This window comes from Mesorhizobium sp. M0968 (assembly GCF_040319065.1).
Taxonomy (GTDB): Bacteria; Pseudomonadota; Alphaproteobacteria; order Rhizobiales; family Rhizobiaceae; genus Mesorhizobium.
On sequence record NZ_JAMYNL010000002.1, the window covers coordinates 28,461 to 45,695 of the forward strand.

At 63.2% G+C, this 17,235-nt stretch carries 16 protein-coding genes; 8 read left to right on the top strand and 8 right to left on the bottom strand.

Going from position 1 to position 17,235, the window contains the following annotated elements; translation table 11 throughout:
• Positions 1-30 precede the first annotated feature (30 nt).
• Positions 31-2,097: an FUSC family protein gene (locus NKH67_RS02975; RefSeq protein WP_352500841.1), complete on the top strand. Its 2,067-nt coding sequence runs from the start codon at positions 31-33 to the stop codon at positions 2,095-2,097.
• Here NKH67_RS02975 and NKH67_RS02980 read toward each other — a convergent pair.
• Positions 2,094-3,215 (bottom strand): DUF2336 domain-containing protein, encoded by a 1,122-nt coding sequence (locus NKH67_RS02980; RefSeq protein WP_352451348.1) that lies wholly within the window; start codon positions 3,213-3,215, stop codon positions 2,094-2,096. The two genes, NKH67_RS02975 and NKH67_RS02980, sit on opposite strands and share 4 nt — an antisense overlap.
• 110 nt (positions 3,216-3,325) lie before the next feature.
• On the opposite strand from NKH67_RS02980, the gene NKH67_RS02985 reads away from it, so the two are divergent.
• Complete coding sequence (locus NKH67_RS02985) at positions 3,326-3,817, top strand: MaoC family dehydratase (RefSeq protein ID WP_502893713.1); 492 nt, start codon at positions 3,326-3,328, stop codon at positions 3,815-3,817.
• A gap of 3 nt (positions 3,818-3,820) precedes the next feature.
• Positions 3,821-4,702: an HpcH/HpaI aldolase/citrate lyase family protein gene (locus NKH67_RS02990; RefSeq protein WP_352500843.1), complete on the top strand. Its 882-nt coding sequence runs from the start codon at positions 3,821-3,823 to the stop codon at positions 4,700-4,702.
• Positions 4,703-4,722: 20 nt separating this feature from the next.
• Here the strand turns inward: NKH67_RS02990 and NKH67_RS02995 are convergent, their stop codons facing one another.
• A complete protein-coding gene (locus tag NKH67_RS02995) occupies positions 4,723-5,307 on the bottom strand; it encodes a nitroreductase family protein (RefSeq protein ID WP_352500844.1) in 585 nt (194 codons plus the stop codon).
• A gap of 156 nt (positions 5,308-5,463) precedes the next feature.
• On the opposite strand from NKH67_RS02995, the gene NKH67_RS03000 reads away from it, so the two are divergent.
• The gene (locus tag NKH67_RS03000; protein ID WP_352500845.1) at positions 5,464-6,429 is read left to right on the top strand and encodes an RgsD C-terminal domain-containing protein; all 966 of its coding nucleotides are present in this window, start codon (positions 5,464-5,466) and stop codon (positions 6,427-6,429) included.
• A 158-nt stretch (positions 6,430-6,587) separates the two neighbouring features.
• Here NKH67_RS03000 and thrS read toward each other — a convergent pair whose 3' ends face one another.
• From thrS to yidD, 3 genes are all read right to left on the bottom strand, one after another.
• Positions 6,588-8,561, bottom strand: coding sequence for a threonine--tRNA ligase (thrS, locus tag NKH67_RS03005; protein WP_352500846.1), 1,974 nt, complete (start codon positions 8,559-8,561; stop codon positions 6,588-6,590).
• 167 nt (positions 8,562-8,728) lie between these two features.
• Positions 8,729-9,544 (bottom strand): class D beta-lactamase, encoded by an 816-nt coding sequence (gene blaOXA / locus NKH67_RS03010; RefSeq protein ID WP_352473908.1) that lies wholly within the window; start codon positions 9,542-9,544, stop codon positions 8,729-8,731.
• 146 nt (positions 9,545-9,690) lie between these two features.
• Positions 9,691-10,065 (bottom strand): membrane protein insertion efficiency factor YidD, encoded by a 375-nt coding sequence (yidD, locus tag NKH67_RS03015; RefSeq protein ID WP_352451412.1) that lies wholly within the window; start codon positions 10,063-10,065, stop codon positions 9,691-9,693.
• A 338-nt stretch (positions 10,066-10,403) separates the two neighbouring features.
• On the opposite strand from yidD, the gene NKH67_RS03020 reads away from it, so the two are divergent.
• A complete protein-coding gene (locus tag NKH67_RS03020) occupies positions 10,404-11,318 on the top strand; it encodes a LysR substrate-binding domain-containing protein (protein ID WP_352500847.1) in 915 nt (304 codons plus the stop codon).
• Here the strand turns inward: NKH67_RS03020 and NKH67_RS03025 are convergent.
• Positions 11,315-11,761, bottom strand: a complete 447-nt coding sequence (locus NKH67_RS03025) for an iron-sulfur cluster assembly scaffold protein (RefSeq protein WP_023678879.1) — start codon at positions 11,759-11,761, stop codon at positions 11,315-11,317. The two genes, NKH67_RS03020 and NKH67_RS03025, sit on opposite strands and share 4 nt — an antisense overlap.
• Before the next feature lie 240 nt (positions 11,762-12,001).
• Between NKH67_RS03025 and folE the strand changes: the two genes are divergently transcribed.
• The 3 genes from folE (at position 12,002) to NKH67_RS03040 (ending at position 14,199) form a co-directional block, all read left to right on the top strand.
• Positions 12,002-12,637 (top strand): GTP cyclohydrolase I FolE, encoded by a 636-nt coding sequence (folE, locus tag NKH67_RS03030; RefSeq protein ID WP_352466975.1) that lies wholly within the window; start codon positions 12,002-12,004, stop codon positions 12,635-12,637.
• 35 nt (positions 12,638-12,672) lie between these two features.
• Positions 12,673-13,143, top strand: a complete 471-nt coding sequence (gene hisI, locus NKH67_RS03035; protein ID WP_352500848.1) for a phosphoribosyl-AMP cyclohydrolase — start codon at positions 12,673-12,675, stop codon at positions 13,141-13,143.
• Between the two features lie 84 nt (positions 13,144-13,227).
• A complete protein-coding gene (locus NKH67_RS03040) occupies positions 13,228-14,199 on the top strand; it encodes a patatin family protein (RefSeq protein WP_023678882.1) in 972 nt (323 codons plus the stop codon).
• A 19-nt stretch (positions 14,200-14,218) separates the two neighbouring features.
• On the opposite strand, the gene recJ is transcribed toward NKH67_RS03040, so the two are convergent.
• Together recJ and glpX are read right to left on the bottom strand one after the other, a co-directional pair.
• A complete protein-coding gene (recJ, locus tag NKH67_RS03045; protein WP_352451358.1) occupies positions 14,219-16,003 on the bottom strand; it encodes a single-stranded-DNA-specific exonuclease RecJ in 1,785 nt (594 codons plus the stop codon).
• Between the two features lie 60 nt (positions 16,004-16,063).
• Positions 16,064-17,047, bottom strand: a complete 984-nt coding sequence (gene glpX, locus NKH67_RS03050; RefSeq protein ID WP_352500849.1) for a class II fructose-bisphosphatase — start codon at positions 17,045-17,047, stop codon at positions 16,064-16,066.
• Positions 17,048-17,235 lie beyond the last annotated feature (188 nt).

Genomic DNA, 17,235 nt, shown 5'->3' on the forward strand with positions numbered 1-17,235 from the left:
AGCTTGGCCTTCTGAGCTGGAGACGAGCACTTGACCTGGGCGCGGCTGAAGGACGATATCGGCACGCGGATCGCTGGCCTGACGCGGCCGACGCGTTCGGACTGGATCTTTGCCCTGCGCACCGTTTCGGCCGGCCTCATCGCGATATTGGCCGCCTATGCGCTGAAGCTCGACCACCCGCAATGGGCGATGATGACGGTGTTCATCGTCGCACAGCCGGTCGCCGGCATGGTGCTGGCGAAGGGGTTTTATCGTCTCCTCGGCACGCTTGCCGGCGCGCTGGCGGCGATCGGCATTACCACTGTTTTCGATGCTAACCCCTGGTTGCTGGTTGCAGTTCTTGCCGTCTGGATCGGCATCTGCTCGCTGGTCTCGTCGCTGCTACGCAATCCGGAAGCCTATGGCGCGGCGCTTGCCGGCTACACCGCGATGATCATCGGCCTGCCGGCTTTCGGCCAGCCGCACCTCGTCATCGATCTCGCCGTGGCGCGCTGCGCGGAAATCGTGCTTGGTATCGTCTGCGCTGCGCTGACCAGCCGGCTGATCCTGCCGAAACTGGCCGCCGACGCCATCATCTCAAGACTGAAACGCAGCATTCTCGACCTGGCAGCCTATGCGGACGGCGCTTTTTCCGGCGGCGATGCGGAAAAGCTTGCCGGGCTGCACCGCAAGCTGATCGGCGACGTCCAGACGCTCGGCGAGATGCGCACCTACGCAAGGCTGGAGGGGCCGAGCCTCGCCACCCGCGCCTATCCGGTCCGGCGTACCATCGGCCAGCTTCTGTCGGCCCTGTCGGCGGCGCGTGCGCTGCATGCCCATGCCGCTCCGAAGAATGTAGCCCTCATCCCAGTTCGCGCCGAGTTGCAGGCCGTTGTCCGCGAACTGGTAGCCAAGCCGGGCGCGCTGGACGATACGGCGCCCTGGGTGGCGCGGCTCGACGCAATCGCCGGCAAGGCGCGACAGATGCCTGACGTCGCGGCCGGGCAAGACATTGACTGGGCTGGCACTGTCACCCGTCTAACCATTGCCGCCGACTTCGCCGGGGCAATGCAGCAAGTGCTGCGCGGCCTGGATGCACTCCGCTCTCCCCCGTCTCGTGCCAGTCGCGAACGGCGGCAGCCAGCGCTGGTGGTGCACCGCGATTACCGTGCGGCATCGCGCAATGCGGTGCGCGCAGCAATCGCCACGCTCCTGGTCGCCGGCTTCTGGCTGGCGACGAAATGGTCGGACGCGACCGGCACGGTCATTCTGGTCGCCGTTGTCTCCAGCTTGTTCGCCGCGCGCGCCGATCCGATCCGGTCGGCATGGAACTTCTTCGAGGGCACGTTGCTCGCCCTGCCGTTCGCGTTTGTGGTCGGGCAGATAGCACTTCCAGCGCTGCCGGGCTTTGGCTGGTTCATGGTCTTTGTCGTGCCGATCCTGGTACCAGCGGCACTGGCCATGGCCAATCCGCGCTATGTCGGCGTGGCAACGGCCTTTGCGATCAATTTCCTCGCCTTCCTCAGCCCACATCAGGTCATGACCTACGATCCGGAGCCGTTCCTCGCCAATTCGGCAGCGGTCCTTGTCGGCATTCTTCTGGCGATCGGCGTCTTCGCCGTCGTGCTGCCCGCCGACCCCTGGGTCACCGTCAACCGCATCCTGCAAGCCATGCGCGAAGATCTTGCCCGCCTTTGTCTGCATGAGCGCATGCCGCGGCGACTGGCTTTCGAGAGCCTTGCCTATGATCGGGTCAATCAGTTGATGCCGCTGCTGCAGAACGCCGGCGAGAAAGGCAACGCCGTTCTCGACGGCGGCATTGCTGCCGTTACTGTCGGCCTCGAAATCCTGCGGCTGCGCAACGCGCAACAGAGTTCCGCGATCCCACCTGAAACAGCACTTTCCATCGCCAATTTCCTGCGCGGTCTGGCACGCGAACTGCTGTTCAGGCGTCCCGGCGAGCCGCAGACGGCGACCGTCGCAGTCGCCAGGCAGTATGCAGCAGGCATCGCGGAGCGCAGCGTCGCGGCCGAAATGCTGCAGATCGCCGCCTCGCTGCGCATCATTGCCGCCGCGATCGAGGATTTTCCGGATTTTTTCGCGAAGGACCGGGTTTAGGCAGCAGCGATCGCCAGCGCGTGCCCGCGTGCGTTCTCGCGCAGCGCGTCGAGATGGATCGATTTGACCAGTCCGGCGAGATCGCCTTCGGCGGACTGTCCGCCCAATTCCTTCAGCATCAGCCAGCTGACTTCCTGGACGCCGGCGAGGCGTTTGCCATTGGCGACCTCGCGCCAGACCTTCAGCGCGCGCAGAATGATGGCGTGGGTGGCGGCGGCAAGCCCGGCGCTGCGGAACAGTGCCTGCAACGCTATGTCATGCCCGCCGGCCAGCAGTGCTCTCACCCGTTGTTCGGACTGTTGGCTGAGCGCGACCAGCGCCGAACCAAAGAAGTCGACCTTGCCGTGCGCAATGGTGCGGACGACGAAGCTTGCGGTCAGGTCGCCGCGCAGGCGCAGATGTTCGACAAGTGCGGTATGTTCCTCTGTCCGCGTGCCTTCGATCAGCGTCACCGAAGCCTTGATGCAAGCATCGCGCGTGACGCGCTCGGCCCTGGCGGCGCCCATCAGCGCCAGCACCAGCGGCGACCCCTTGAGCATCTCCCCGAGCTTGACCAGCAGCGTATGCCGGCAATCGGCGGGCAGCCGGGTGTCGGCGATCAGCGCCTCGCGCACCAGAGGCAGATGGCCGTGCCGCTCGGCCATGCGGCGAAAGCTGACGGATGCGATGTCGGCGCCGCTGTTGGCGAGCAGCGTGGCGCAGGCTTCCGGCTCGCCGATCTCGGCGATCGCCGCCGCAACCGACATCGAGACGCGTGGCCGGTCGGCGATCACCTTCTGCGTCGCCTTCTGGCCGCCGGCAACCCGATCGATCAGGTCGGCATCGGTGAGCAGCGGCGAGCGCGCCAGCACCAAGGCTGCGACTTCCGGCTGGTCCGAGGCCAGCGCGCTGACGATCTGCGGCGGCGCATGATGGCTCATGGAAAGCGCGTCGGCGATCGCCGCCCGCACCTTCGACGATACGTCATCGAGCAGCAACGTCAGCGCCGCCTCGGCAGCGCAGCGGTCCTCGAAAGGCAGCTCCGAGTCGACATAGGCGCGAGCCAGCGCGCTTGCCGCCGCAGCACGCTCCGACACCTTCGCCGTATGGATCCATTTCAGGAAATGCGAAACGACCATGTCGCCTGCTTACGCCCCTTGCCAGAACGCTTCTGACCCTGGCGGAGACCGTAGGCACAAATGGTTTACGAACGGTTCACCATGTTCGTTAACTGGCTTGCGAGCCCGGTATGCAACGCCTATCAACCCTTAAGCAGCGGAGGAGATCGACAATGGCCGGACTTTACCTTGAGGAGTTCGTTCTCGGCCATGTGTTCAAGCACACGCTGCGCAAGACCGTGACCGAAAGCGACAATATGCTGTTTTCGGTGATGACGCTGAACCCGCAGCCGCTGCACATCGACTTCGACTTCGCGGCGAAGAGCGAATGGGGCAAGCCGCTGGTCAATTCGCTGTTCACGCTTGGCCTGATGATCGGCATCTCGGTCAATGACATCACCGTCGGCACCACCATCGCCAATCTCGGCATGAAGGAGACAGTGTTTCCGCACCCCGTCTTCCATGGCGACACCATTCGCGTCGAGACCACGGTGGTTTCGGTGCGTGAATCCAGGTCGAAGCCGGACCGCGGCATCGTCGAGCTCGAGCATCGCGCCTATAACCAGAACGATGTGCTGGTTGCCAAATGCACGAGGCAAGCCATGATGATGAAAAAGGCATAGCCGATGCGTTCTCTGCTCTTCGTTCCCGGCGATTCGGAAAAGAAGCTGGAGAAGGGCTTTGGCGTAGGCGCCGACGTGGTCATCGTCGACCTCGAGGATTCGATTGCTGCGCAGAACAAAGGTCTGGCGCGCGACACAGCGGCGCGTTTTATCGCCGAGCACAGGCACCGGACCAGCTCCGCGATCTATGTGCGCGTCAACGATCTTTCGACCGGACTGACCGACGACGATCTGGCCGCGCTCGTGCCAGCAAAACCAGACGGCATCATGCTGCCTAAGTCGAACAGCGGACTGGATGTCCAGCATCTCTCGGCCAAGCTCAGGGTGCACGAAGCCGAAAGCGGCCTACCGGATGGCGCGATAAGGATCCTGCCGATCATCACAGAAACGGCCGCAGGCGTCTTGGCCGCAGCGACCTACGCCCGTGCAAGCGCGCGGCTTGTCGGCGTCACCTGGGGGGCGGAAGATTTGTCGGCGGCGATTGGCGCGCGCGCGACGCGCGACGCGAATGGCCGCTACACGGATGTGTTCCGCCTCGCCCGCACCATGACCATGCTTGCCGCAAGTGCCGCGGAAGTCGCGGCAATCGACACCGTCTTTCCGGATTTTCGCGACATGGCCGGCTTCGAGGCCGAATGCGCCGAGGCCGAGCGCGACGGTTTCACCGGCAAGATGGCGATCCATCCGGCGCAGGTGCCGGTCATCAACGCCGCCTTCACGCCTTCGGCGCAAGCGGTGAAAAGCGCCCTGGCGATCGTCGAGGCGTTCGAGGCGGCAGGAAATCCAGGCGTCGTCGGCATCGACGGCAAGATGTACGATCGGCCGCATCTCAAGCTCGCAGAGCGGCTCCTAGCGCGAGCCAAGGCATCGGAGCTTGATCCTTAGGGGTCTGTTCCGCGCCGGAATTATCCCACCCACGGCCCTGAATAGTCGGCATAGAGCTTTGCCGGATCGGGCCGCGGTCGTTCCGGCGCTGGCCCCTGGTAGGAGCCGATATGGACGAAGCCGACGACCCGCTCATGCGGCGCCAGGCCGAGGATCGCCCTGCCCTCGGGCACGTCGGAATACCAGTTGCTGATCATGTTGGTGCCGTAGCCCAGCGCATTGGCGGCAAGCATCAGGTTCATCGCCGCCATGCCGCCGGACAGGAACATCTCCCATTGCGGGATCTTTGGGTTTTCCCTGGGGATAGAAATCACGCCGATGACCAGCGGCGCGCGCGAAAAGCGCGCCAGTTCCTGGTTGCGGCGGCCTTCCGGCAGCGGCCCTTCGCGCTGTTCGGCAAGTGCTGCCAGCTTCTTGCCGATATCGACGCGAGCCTCGCCGCGATAGAGGATGAAACGCCAAGGCTCCAGCCGGCCGTGGTCCGGCACCCGCGAGGCGGCGGCGATCATCGTCGCGATCTCCGCATCGCCCGGTGCCGGTTCTTTCAAATCCGGGATCGGCGCGGAATTTCGGGTCAGCAGAAAATCGATGATCGGCGACGCCATGGGCGCAAGTCTCCTGGAATTTGAGCTGAAGCGCACCATCGGGACATCGGGCGGCTTGGGCATTGGCGCGGCGCGCCGGACAAAGAGCCCTGTAGCAGAAGCCGACCGGACTCTTAAGCCTTGAAATTGCCACCGCCTTGGGCTTCAACGCAAGGCATGTTTGAGGGGACATTGCGTCTTTTCCTGATATGGCTCGCTGCCGCACTGTTGACGGTGCCGGTTTCGCTTGCCGTCGCCCAGGATGTAGACGGCCTCGGCGAGCTGAAGCTTCCCGGAATTTCGGGCTATGCGCCTCCGAAAAGCGAGACATCGCTGGCATTGGGCAGCAGCGGGGCGATCACGCTGTCGGCGCAATTGACCGACAAGGGCGCCGACATCACGCGCGGCATAGTCTGGCGCGTCTTCAAACCCGAATCGGCCAGCGACGGCAAGCTGACGATGGTCGCCTCCTCTCATGGCGGCACCGCCATATTCCAGCTCGAGCCGGGTTCGTATCTGGTCCACGCCTCCTACGGGCGGGCCGGCGCCACCAAGCGCATCACCGTCGGCAAGGAAGCCAAGCGCGAGAGCCTCGTGCTCGATGCCGGTGGCCTCAAGCTCGATGCAGTGCTGTCCGGCGGGGTACGCATACCGCCGAAGAAGCTGCGCTTCTCGATCTATGAGAGCCACGCCGCGGCCGATGGCGATCGCGCCCTGATCATACCCGATGTCGAGCCGAACAGCGTCGTGCGGCTCAATGCCGGCACCTACCACGTCGTGTCGACCTATGGCGCGGTGAACGCGGTCATCCGCTCCGACATCCGCGTCGAGGCCGGCAAGCTGACCGAAGCGACCGTCGAGCACCGTGCCGCCGAGATGACCATGAAGCTGGTGCGCGAACCAGGCGGCGAGGCGATCGCCGACACCTCCTGGTCCCTGCTCAACGAATCCGGCGATCCGATCAAGGAAACCGTCGGCGCCTTTGCCTCGATGGTGCTGGCCGAGGGCGACTACACCATCATCGCCAAGAACCGCGACCGCATCTACCAGAAGGATTTTACGGTGGTGGCTGGGCACAACCAGGACATCGAGGTTCTGGCCACCGAGGCTTCGGCCATCGATTCCGAGGAAGGCGCCGACTGAGACGCGCCCCTCTAAGCTGCCTTGTGCATGGGTCGCGCCAGCGCGTCGCCGACGCGCACGTCGATCGATTTGCCAGATAGGCGTGCGGCGTGACAGGCATACAAAATATAAAAATGGCGGTCGATCGCTCCACCGCCATTCATTGCTCGTCGACTGGTTCAGGCCGCGCGGCGCTTGCGGTCGGGTGTCACCGCCTCGTCGGCAAGCAGCCTCACGGCGGCTGCGAGGCCGAGTGATTCCTGGTCACGCGACCCGAGACGACGGATATTGACCGTTTCTTCCTCGGCCTCGCGCTTGCCGCAGACGAGGATGACCGGCACCTTGGCCAGCGAATGCTCGCGGACCTTGTAGTTGATCTTCTCGTTGCGCAGATCGGCTTCGGCGATCAGCCCCGCCGCCTTCAGCTGCGCAACGACCTTCTGGGCGTAATCGTCGACATCGGAAGTGATCGTCGCCACCACCACCTGCAGCGGCGCGAACCAGAGCGGGAAATGGCCGGAATAATTCTCGATCAGGATGCCGAGAAACCGCTCCATCGAGCCGCAGATGGCGCGATGCACCATCACCGGCTGCTTCTTTTCCGAATCCGAGCCGATGTAGAAGGCGCCGAACCGTTCAGGCAGGTTGAAATCAACCTGCGTGGTGCCGCATTGCCAGTCGCGGCCGATGGCGTCCTTCAGCACATATTCGAACTTCGGCCCGTAGAACGTGCCCTCGCCCGGATTGACGCCCGTCTTGATCCGGTTGCCCGACCGCGCCGCGATCTTGTCGAGCACGTCCTGCAGCACGCCCTCGGCATGATCCCACATCGCGTCGGTACCGACCCGTTTTTCGGGGCGGGTCGCCAGCTTGACGGTGATTTCGTCGAAGCCGAAATCGGCATAGGTCGAGAGGATCAGATCGTTGATCTTGATGCACTCGTCGGCGAGCTGTTCCTCGGTGCAGAAGATGTGCGCATCGTCCTGGGTAAAGCCGCGCACGCGCATCAGCCCGTGCAGCGCGCCGGACGGCTCATAGCGATGCACATTGCCGAATTCCGCAAGTTTTACCGGCAGATCGCGGTAGGATTTCAGCCCGTGCTTGAAGATTTGGACGTGACCGGGGCAGTTCATCGGCTTCAGCGCAAACACCCGGTCGTCGTCGGTGTCGTCGCCAGCAACGGTCACCTTGAACATGTTGTCCCGGTACCAGCCCCAGTGGCCTGACGTCTCCCACAGGCTCTTGTCGAGCACCTGCGGCGCGTTGACTTCCTGATAGCCCTGCTCGTCGAGGCGGCGACGCATGTAATTGACCAGGTTCTGGAACATCCTCCAGCCCTTGGCGTGCCAGAAGACGACCCCGGGGCCCTCCTCCTGGAAGTGGAACAGGTCCATCTCACGGCCGAGCTTCCTGTGGTCGCGCTTCTCGGCCTCCTCCAGCATCGTCTGATAGGCTTCGAGCTGCGCCTGATCGGCCCAGGCTGTGCCGTAGATGCGGGTCAGCATCGGATTGTTGCTGTCGCCGCGCCAATAGGCGCCGGCGACCTTCATCAGCTTGAAGGCGCTGCCGATCTGGCCGGTCGCGGCCATATGCGGGCCGCGGCAGAGGTCGAACCAGTCGCCCTGTGCATAGATCTTGAGATCCTGGTCCTCGGGGATGGCGTCGATCAACTCGAGCTTGTAGCGCTCGCCCTTGTCGGCAAAGATCCTTTTCGCCTTTTCGCGCGACCAGACCTCCTTGGTGAACGGCTTGTTGCGTGCAATGATCTCGCGCATCTTCTTCTCGATCACCGGGAAATCGTCGGGCGTGAACGGCTCGTTGCGGGCAAAATCGTAGTAGAACCCGTTTTCGATCACCGGCCCGATGGTCACCTGCGTTCCCGGCCAAAGTTCCTGCACGGCTTCGGCCAGCACATGGGCTGCATCGTGGCGGATGAGCTCCAGCGCACGCGGGTCCTCGCGGGTGATGATCTCGACTTTGCCCGATCTGCCGATCGGGTCGGAAAGATCGCGCAGCGTGCCGTCGATCGAATAGGCAACGGCCTTCTTGGCCAGCGACTTCGAGATCGATTCCGCCAGGCCGGCGCCGGTCATCGCCGCGTCGTAATCGCGAACGGAACCATCGGGAAATGTCAGGGAAACGGAATTCAGCATAAGATTCTCCTATCCAGTCCCGCAAACGAGCGCGGGTGGTAAAATGCATGTCGCCCAAGACTGCTTAGCGGTTTTGGCGCTACGACATGCATCAGTAAGAGCCGGATGCGTCCGGCGGCGAGCGGTCTTTTATGGGCAGTTTTCGGCGCCGTAAAGCCGGATGTAGGTCACCTGAGGAGATTCGGCAGATCTTTCAGGAACATCGCCCGCGTCTTGAGTCCCTTTGGCGTGTCGGAACGTTTCGTATCGACTACCAGGCGGGCAAAGACGATCTTGCGAGCATCGGTCTGCGCCCAGCCGACAAACCAGCCAAGCGAGCGCTTGTCGGCGCTGTCGCCGAGCCTGGTCGTTCCGGTCTTGCCCTGCACCGTCCAGCCGCCTGCCCGGAAGGTCGGGACAATCGCGCTGGTCATCGCATGGGCCTTGTCCGAAACCGGCAGTTTTCGCGCCAGCAGCTTGCGCAGGAAATCGACCTGCTCGACCGGCGATATCTTGAGCGAAGAATTCACCCAGGAATGGGTGAGGCCGTCATTCTTGCCGGCAGTGCCGGAGACTTCGGTGTTGCCATAGTCCAATCTGGACACATAGCCGGCAAACTGTTTGCTGCCGAGCCGGCGCGTAATCTCGCGTGAGAACCAAAGGACCGAATCCCTTTCCCAGATCGTCGGGTCGACGGTCTTGCGGTCCCGTTTCGGGGCATTGAACTCTGCCTTGTACTCCCAGCTTGGCGTATGCTCGTCGCTCAGGATTCCAGCATCATAGCCGATCAGCGCCAGCGGAACCTTGAATGTCGAGGCGGGGCTGAAGCGCTGATCACAGGTCCCTTGGCGATACAGCGTCTCGCCGCTTGCGGCGTCGACGATCAGCGTGCATTCGACGTCCCCGAGCGGCGCCGATTGCGCACGGATCGGAAAACCCATCAGCCACGCCAGGACGTAGAGAACCACGGCGAAAATGAAGGGACGACGATCTATCCGGCGCATTTGGTAATCTCTCCTGAAGGGTGTCAGGAGCGGCTTAGCGAGGTGTCTTGTCTCGATTTTGTCTCAAATGCGCTATGTCAGCGCAAGCTGCGGTTAACCCTACCAGATCGTAAAAAGCGACCCCTCTGTGCACCGCACAGTTGCGGTCAACTGTCCAGGTCGCCACGTTTTTTCCCGATCCGCCAATACCGCCATGGCGTGAACCAGAGGTAGCGATCAGCCAGTGCCTCAGGCACCCGGTCGATGCCGTGCGTGCCGAACGGTCCGCAGCGCAGCACCCGGAAAAACCCCATCCAGCCGCCGGCCCACAGCCCGTGGCGGGCGATCGCTTCGTACGCGTATTCGGAACAGGTCGGCAGATGCCGGCAGGAATTGCCGACGAAGCCGGACAGCGTCAGCTGGTAAAGTCGGACAAGCGACGTGCCGAAGACGCGGCCCGGCGTCTTGCGCCACGGGCCGGACCAGTTGCGTCCTTGTCGAATCGGCCTGGCGCCGTGCGCATGCCGATGTTGGCCGACCACCGCAGTCTCCACATCGCGTTTCCCTACGCGATAGATGTGCGCATCGGGCCAGGAACGCAATGCCGTTCCGGCAATCCCGTCATGGCCTGGTAGGGCGAACCGGATAGCGGTCGGGCGTCGGCCTTCGGCATACGGCGACGCTGGTCGGCGGCCTCTCCTCGCACCAATCCCTATGCGGTTTCTCGTCGTACCATTGAAACGTCGCGATCCGCATCATATCGCCCAGAATGTTGAGAAACTGGATCATGGCGGCACTCCTTGAGCACCGATTAGAGCGCCGCTGGCCTTGCTCTTCAAACGAGTATAACGTCCACGTCAGATAACTCTGAGTTATGCGAATGAAGCGCGGACACCTCCCCCTGACGGCTCTCAGAAGCTTCGAAGCAGCCGGTCGTCACCTGAGCTTCAGCCGTGCGGCCGAGGAGCTTTATGTTTCGCAGGCGGCGATCAGCCGACAGATCCGCGAGCTCGAAACCTTCCTGCGCCAACCTTTGTTCTTCCGCCATCATCGCCGCGTCGAGTTGACCGACACCGGCCAGCGGCTGCTCGACCAGTTGGTCAGAAGTTTCGAGGGCATCGACAGGCTGCTTTCGGAATTGACGGCGGCCCCGACGCAGTCCGTGGTGCGTGTCAGCGTCGAGCCATCGCTTGCATCCGTATGGCTGGTGCCGCGGCTCAACCGCTTTCGCGAGTTGCGACCCGACATCGACGTTTCCCTTGAGGTCGACCCGAGATTGATAGAGTTTCGCAGCGATCAGCCCGAACTTGCCCTGCGTTTCAGTGCGCACGCCACCTCATGGCCACGCAGCGAAGCCGAACAGCTTGCCGCGGTCGTCGATTCCCCAGTTCTGTCGCCGGCACTTCTTGCATCCGGCCCAGCTCTGGAAAAGCCGATCGACCTTGGTCGCTATACGTTGCTGCACGAAGAAAACCGTCAGGCTTGGGCACGCTGGTTCGAAGCGGCGGGCGTGACGGCTGATGCCGTGCCTGCGCGCGGTCCGATGCTGGCCGATGCTTCGCTTTCGAAGCAGGCAGCCTTGCTTGGACATGGTGTCGCGTTGGGCGATCTTTTGCAGATCGGCGAAGAACTTGCGTCCGGCGCGCTTATCAAGCCTTTCGACATCGACGTCGCGTCGGGCGCCTATTGGCTAGTAGCCAGAAGGCTGAATGACCTTTCCGAACCAGCCAGGGCTTTTGCCGACTGGGTCCGGGCGGAATTCGCCGAAAGCCGGCGTTTTCTCGCCAAGGTTTAAGCCGCCTCTTCCGCCCGCTTCTTCTCGATCTGGCCGATGGCGTCGACCACTGCGTCGAAGGTCAGCATGGTCGAGGCGTGGCGCGCCTTGTAGTCGCGCACCGGTTCCAGGTATTTCAGGTCGGCGAAGCGGCCTTCGGGCGGCGGGCCGTTTTCCTTCAGCATCTTCAGCATCGTCTCGCGCACGCTGCGCAATTCTTCGGCGCTGGCGCCGACGACATGCTGCGCCATGATCGACGACGACGCCTGGCCAAGCGCACAGGCCTTCACGTCATGCGCGAAATCGCTGACGACGCCATCATCCATCTTCAGATCGACGGTCACCGTCGATCCGCACAGCTTGGAATGTGCTCGTGCGGTTGCGTCGGGCCGGTCGAGCCGGCCGATCCGTGCGATGTTTCCGGCAAAACCCAGAATTTTCGCATTGTAGACATCGTCGATCATATTTTTCCAATCCGTCGCCGCCCAGCGAACAGTCATTGCCGCTCTGGCGTCTTCCTTTCGCTCGGCACGAACATATATAATGGCGGTAGTCGGGTATCGACAAGGCGACCACAAACCTCGTCATACCCAATTCTGTTCACGCCACTTACGGGCTGGAAACCGGGCGAGTTTCTGACACCCGAAAGGTCGTGGTCCGTTCAACTCGTTCCTCCTGAGAGAGGAACTACGGGAGACGCCTTTATGGACGCCGTTATCAAGAAACTCATGCCGCGGTCTGCCTATATGGAAAAGCCGGTCACCGACCGGCCGAGCGAGGCCGAAGTCGAAGCCGCTGTGCGCACCTTGTTGCGCTGGACCGGCGACAACCCTGACCGCGAGGGCCTGATCGACACGCCGAAGCGCGTCACCAAGGCGTTCAGCGAAATGTTCAACGGTTATGATATGTGCCCAGCCGAGGAACTTGGCCGCACCTTTGAGGAAGTTGCCGGCTATGACGACCTCGTTCTCGTCAAGGACATATCCTTCCACTCGCATTGCGAGCATCACATGGTGCCGATCATCGGCAAGGCGCATGTCGGCTATCTGCCTGACGGCAAGGTTGTCGGCCTGTCCAAGATAGCCCGTGTCGTCGACATCTTCGCCCATCGCTTGCAGACCCAGGAAGCGATGACCGCGCAGATTGCCGGCGTCATCCAGGACGTGCTCAATCCGCGCGGTGTGGCCGTTATGCTTGAGGCCGAGCATATGTGCATGGCCATGCGCGGCATCCGCAAGCAGGGCTCCACCACGCTGACCTCAACCTTCACCGGCGTCTTCAAGGACACACCCGAAGAGCAGGTCCGCTTCGTCACCATGGTGCGCGGCGGCAGGATCTGATCGGCCTGCCGGCTTCGCTAGATAAGGACCGGCGAATGTCGGCATTGGAATTCCCGAAAGCTCCAACAGACAAGAAGGCACTCGAGGAAGGCGCGGTCCTTTCACCGCGCTTCGATGCTGCCGGCCTCGTCACTGTCGTGGTCACCGATGCCGAAGACGGCGTGCTGCTGATGGTCGCGCATATGAATGCCGAGGCGCTGGCGCTGACGCTCGAGACCGGCATCGCGCACTACTGGTCGCGTTCGCGCAACGCGCTGTGGAAGAAGGGCGAAACCTCGGGCAATGTCCAGCAGGTCGTCGAGATGCTCACGGATTGTGACCAGGACGCGATATGGTTGCGCGTCAAAATGCTGGGTCACCAAGCAACTTGTCACACCGGCCGACGTTCATGCTTTTATCGGACGGTGGGGCTGAGCGATGGCAAAGGGACGCTTGCCAGCGACGGCAGCAACCCGCTGTTCGATGCGGAAAAAACCTATCGAAAGCCCAATACACCATCAATATGAACCATTCGCAGCACTTCAGCCACGTATATTCATGATTTCGATACGGCCCGCCTATAGGATGACCGTGGGACAAGGGAGATTGTGATGCTCGACTGGGCGTCATTGCGCAACAGACCTGACGTTCGGGAGGCCAATGGCCTCTCCTCGGCCGCGGGCGCATCCGAAACCAAATCTCCGGGCAAAACTGGGATTTCGCTGGCATTGGGTGGCGGCTGTGCGCGCGGCTGGGCGCATATCGGCGTGCTGCGCGCGCTTGATGAAGCCGGCATCGAAGTGTCGATGATCGCCGGCACCTCGATCGGCGCGCTGGTCGGCGGCTGCTATGTTGCCGGCAAGCTCGACGAGTTGGAAGAATTCGCGCGCAGCCTGACCAGGCGGCGCATTTTTGGCCTTCTCGACCTCAATCTACGCGGCAGCGGCCTGTTCGGTGGCATGAAGCTCGATGCGCGGCTGCGCGAGCACATAGCCGGCATCCGCTTCGAGGACCTGCCAAAACCATTCGTCTGCGTCGCTTCGGAAATCCGCACCGGTCATGAGATCTGGCTGTCGAGCGGCTCGTTGAGCACCGCAATGCGCGCCTCCTACGCGCTGCCCGGCGTGTTCGAGCCGGTCGCCTGCAATGGGCGTGTGCTGGTTGACGGCGCACTGGTCAATCCGGTGCCGGTCTCGGTCTGCCGTGCCTACGAGCAGCCGCTCGTAGTTGCGGTGAACCTTCACTACGATCTGTTCGGCCGCGCCGCGGTGATCAAGCACAATGCCGGCGAGCTGGTCATCGAGAAAGACGCGCCGAGGGCCGGCCACGCCGATCCAGAACGCCAGTCGCGCGAGACGCGGCTCGGCATTACTGGCGTCATGGTCGAGGCCTTTAACATCATCCAGGACCGCATTTCGCGCGCCAGGCTGGCCGGCGACCCGCCGGACATATCGCTGCAGCCGAAGCTCAGCCATATCGGCCTGACCGAATTCCACCGCGCCGACGAAGCGATCCGTATCGGCTACCAGGCAACGATGGCGCAGATCGGCGACCTGACCCGGCTGCAGACCGTCCTCGCTTAGGCAGGGCGGCAGCGAGCTCTCAGGCAAGCGCCGCGTCGACGATGCGGAACTGCACCGTGCGGTTGCCGTTCCAGTGGTTGCCCGACAGCGAGCCGGCGACATGCACCGGCTTACCCCTGTTCTTGAACAGGAATTCGCCAAGAGCCGTGTCGACCGCGCGAAAGGCGATCGCCTGGATGCGGCCGCCGCTTTCCGACTGCAGGTCGGCGCGGATGTGGTTGCTGCCGACCGCCCGCGCATCGACAAGCCGGTGGCGCGGAAGCGCGAACACCGGCGCAACATGCCCGGCGCCGAACGGCCCTGCCCTCTCAAGCGCATCGAGCAGCGCAAGCGTCGCGCCCTCGGCGGCAAGCGCGCCGTCGATCGCCAGGCTCTCCTCGCCTTGCAGGCGGAACACATCCACCGCCGCGCGCTCTTCGAAGAAAGCCCTGAGTTCGCCGAGCTTCGCCCGCTCGACAGTGATGCCGGCCGCCATTCCGTGGCCGCCGCCCTTGACGATAAGCCCGGCATCGGCAGCCTCGCGCACCAGCCGGCCGAGGTCGAAGCCCGACACCGAACGGCCTGACCCCGTACCGACACCATTGGCGTTGAAGGCGATGGCAAAGGCCGGCCGTCTTGCATGGTCCTTGAGCCGCGAGGCAAGCAGGCCGACAATGCCAGGATGCCAGTTGCTGCTGGCTGTCACCACGATGGCCGGACCATTGCCGCCGGCAAGCTCGGCATCGGCCTCTGAGCGCGCGGCGGCCAGCATCTCCTGCTCCATCGACTGCCGTTCCTGGTTGAGCCGATCCAGCGTCTCGGCAATGGTGCGGGCCTCGACGGGGTCGTCGGTTGCAAGCAGGCGGCTGCCAAGTGCTGCGTCGCCGATGCGCCCGCCGGCGTTGATGCGCGGACCGATCAGAAAGGCCAGATGGAACGTGCTGATCGGCTCGCCTATACGCGAGACCCGCGCCAACGCCGCCAGCCCTTCGTTTCTCTGCTGTCGCGCCACCTGCAGCCCCTTGACCACGAAGGCGCGGTTGACGCCGGTGAGCGGCACCACGTCGCAGACTGTGCCCAGCGCCACTAGGTCGAGCAGGCCAAGCAGGTCCGGCGGTGCGGCATCCGGCAAGCGGCCGCGCAGGATCTTCGCGGTCTGCACCAGGCAAAGGAAGACGACGCCGGCGGCACAAAGATGACCTTGGCCGGAAAGGTCGTCCTCGCGATTTGGGTTGACGACCGCAGCCGCCGCCGGCAGCGGCCCGCCGACCTGATGGTGATCGAGCACCACGACGTCGGCGCCGGCGGCCTTTGCGGCGTCGATGGAAGCAGCACTGTTGGTGCCGCAATCGACGGTGACGATCAGCGTCGCGCCGCGCGAGACGAGTTCGCGCATCGCTTCCGGATTGGGGCCGTAACCCTCGAAGATGCGGTCCGGTATGTAGATCTCCGACGCCACCGAGAAATATGCGAGAAAGCGCTTGAGCAGCGCCGACGAGGCGGCGCCGTCGACATCGTAGTCGCCAAAGATCGCCACTTTTTCCCTGGCCATCACCGCCTGGGCGATGCGAGCGGCGGCCCTGTCCATGTCGGTCAGCGATGCCGGGTCGGGCAGCAGATTGCGGATGGTCGGATCCAGAAACCGCTCGGTCTGCTCGGCGGTGACACCACGCCCGGCCAGCACACGTGCCACGATGTCAGGCACGCCATACCCTTGCGCGATGGCGAGCGCGGCCATGTCCTGACGCTCGGTCAGCCGGTGTTCCCAGGAAACGCCGGTGGCCGACTGCCTGACATCGAGGAAAAAGCGTCTTTCCCCCGTCACGTGACGCGCCGTCTGCAATTTGTCATTGCGCACAATATGCAATGGCTAACTGAGTCGAAATCAAAACTTTTCCAGATCCTGATGCCTGGCTTTGATTTCGCGCACGGTCCGCGATGACGAGCGCAGCACGATCGTGTGCGTGGTGATGAAATTGCGGCCGAACTTGACGCCGGCCAGCATATTGCCGTCGGTGACGCCGGTCGCGGCAAACAGCACGTCGCCGCGTGCCATGTCTTGCGTGTGGTAGATCCGTTTTGGGTCGGAGATCCCCATCTTCGCGGCGCGCGCCAGCTTTTCCGGCGTATCGAAGATCAACCTGCCCTGCATCTGGCCACCGGTGCAGCGCAAGGCGGCAGCTGCGAGCACGCCTTCGGGCGCGCCTCCGGTGCCGAGATAGATGTCGATGCCGGTCTCGTCCGGGTCGGTGGTATGGATGACCCCGGCGACATCACCGTCGCCGATCAGACGGATCGCGGCTCCGGTCGCCCGCACGGCTTCGATCAACGCGCCATGGCGTGGCCGGTCGAGAATACAGGCGGTAATCTCCGCCACCGGCACGCCCTTGGCCCTGGCGAGGCTGGCGATGTTTTCGGCCGGCGAGGCATCGATGTCGATGATGCCGTCGGCATAACCCGGACCGATCGCGATCTTGTCCATATAGACGTCCGGCGCGAACAAAAGGCTGCCTTTTTCGGCAATGGCGATAACGGCCAGTGCGTTGGGCAGGTTCTTGGCGCAGATCGTCGTGCCTTCGAGCGGATCAAGCGCGATGTCGACAGCCGGGCCTTGGCCGGTACCGACCTCTTCGCCGATATAAAGCATCGGCGCCTCGTCGCGCTCGCCTTCGCCGATCACCACCGTGCCGTTGATGGCAAGACGGTTGAGCTCCTGCCGCATGGCATCGACCGCGACCTGGTCGGCGGCTTTCTCGTCGCCGCGTCCGCGCAATCTGGCGGCCGCGACCGCGGCGCGTTCGGCGACGCGCACCAATTCCATGGTCAGTATCCGGTCGAGGCCGGCGACAATGTTCTGGGCCACATTCATCGATGGACAATCCTCGTTGGCACTTTGTTTTTATTATGCATGTCGTTGTCCCAAAACCGCTGCACACTTTTGGGCGACATGCATTAGCCTCCCGCCAGAGACGCGCTTCTTGTGTCAAAGCCCCGTGACAACAGCAAGACCTGCGCTGGACCTTTTTGAAAGCGCAGCAATATCAATCGATTGAAGGT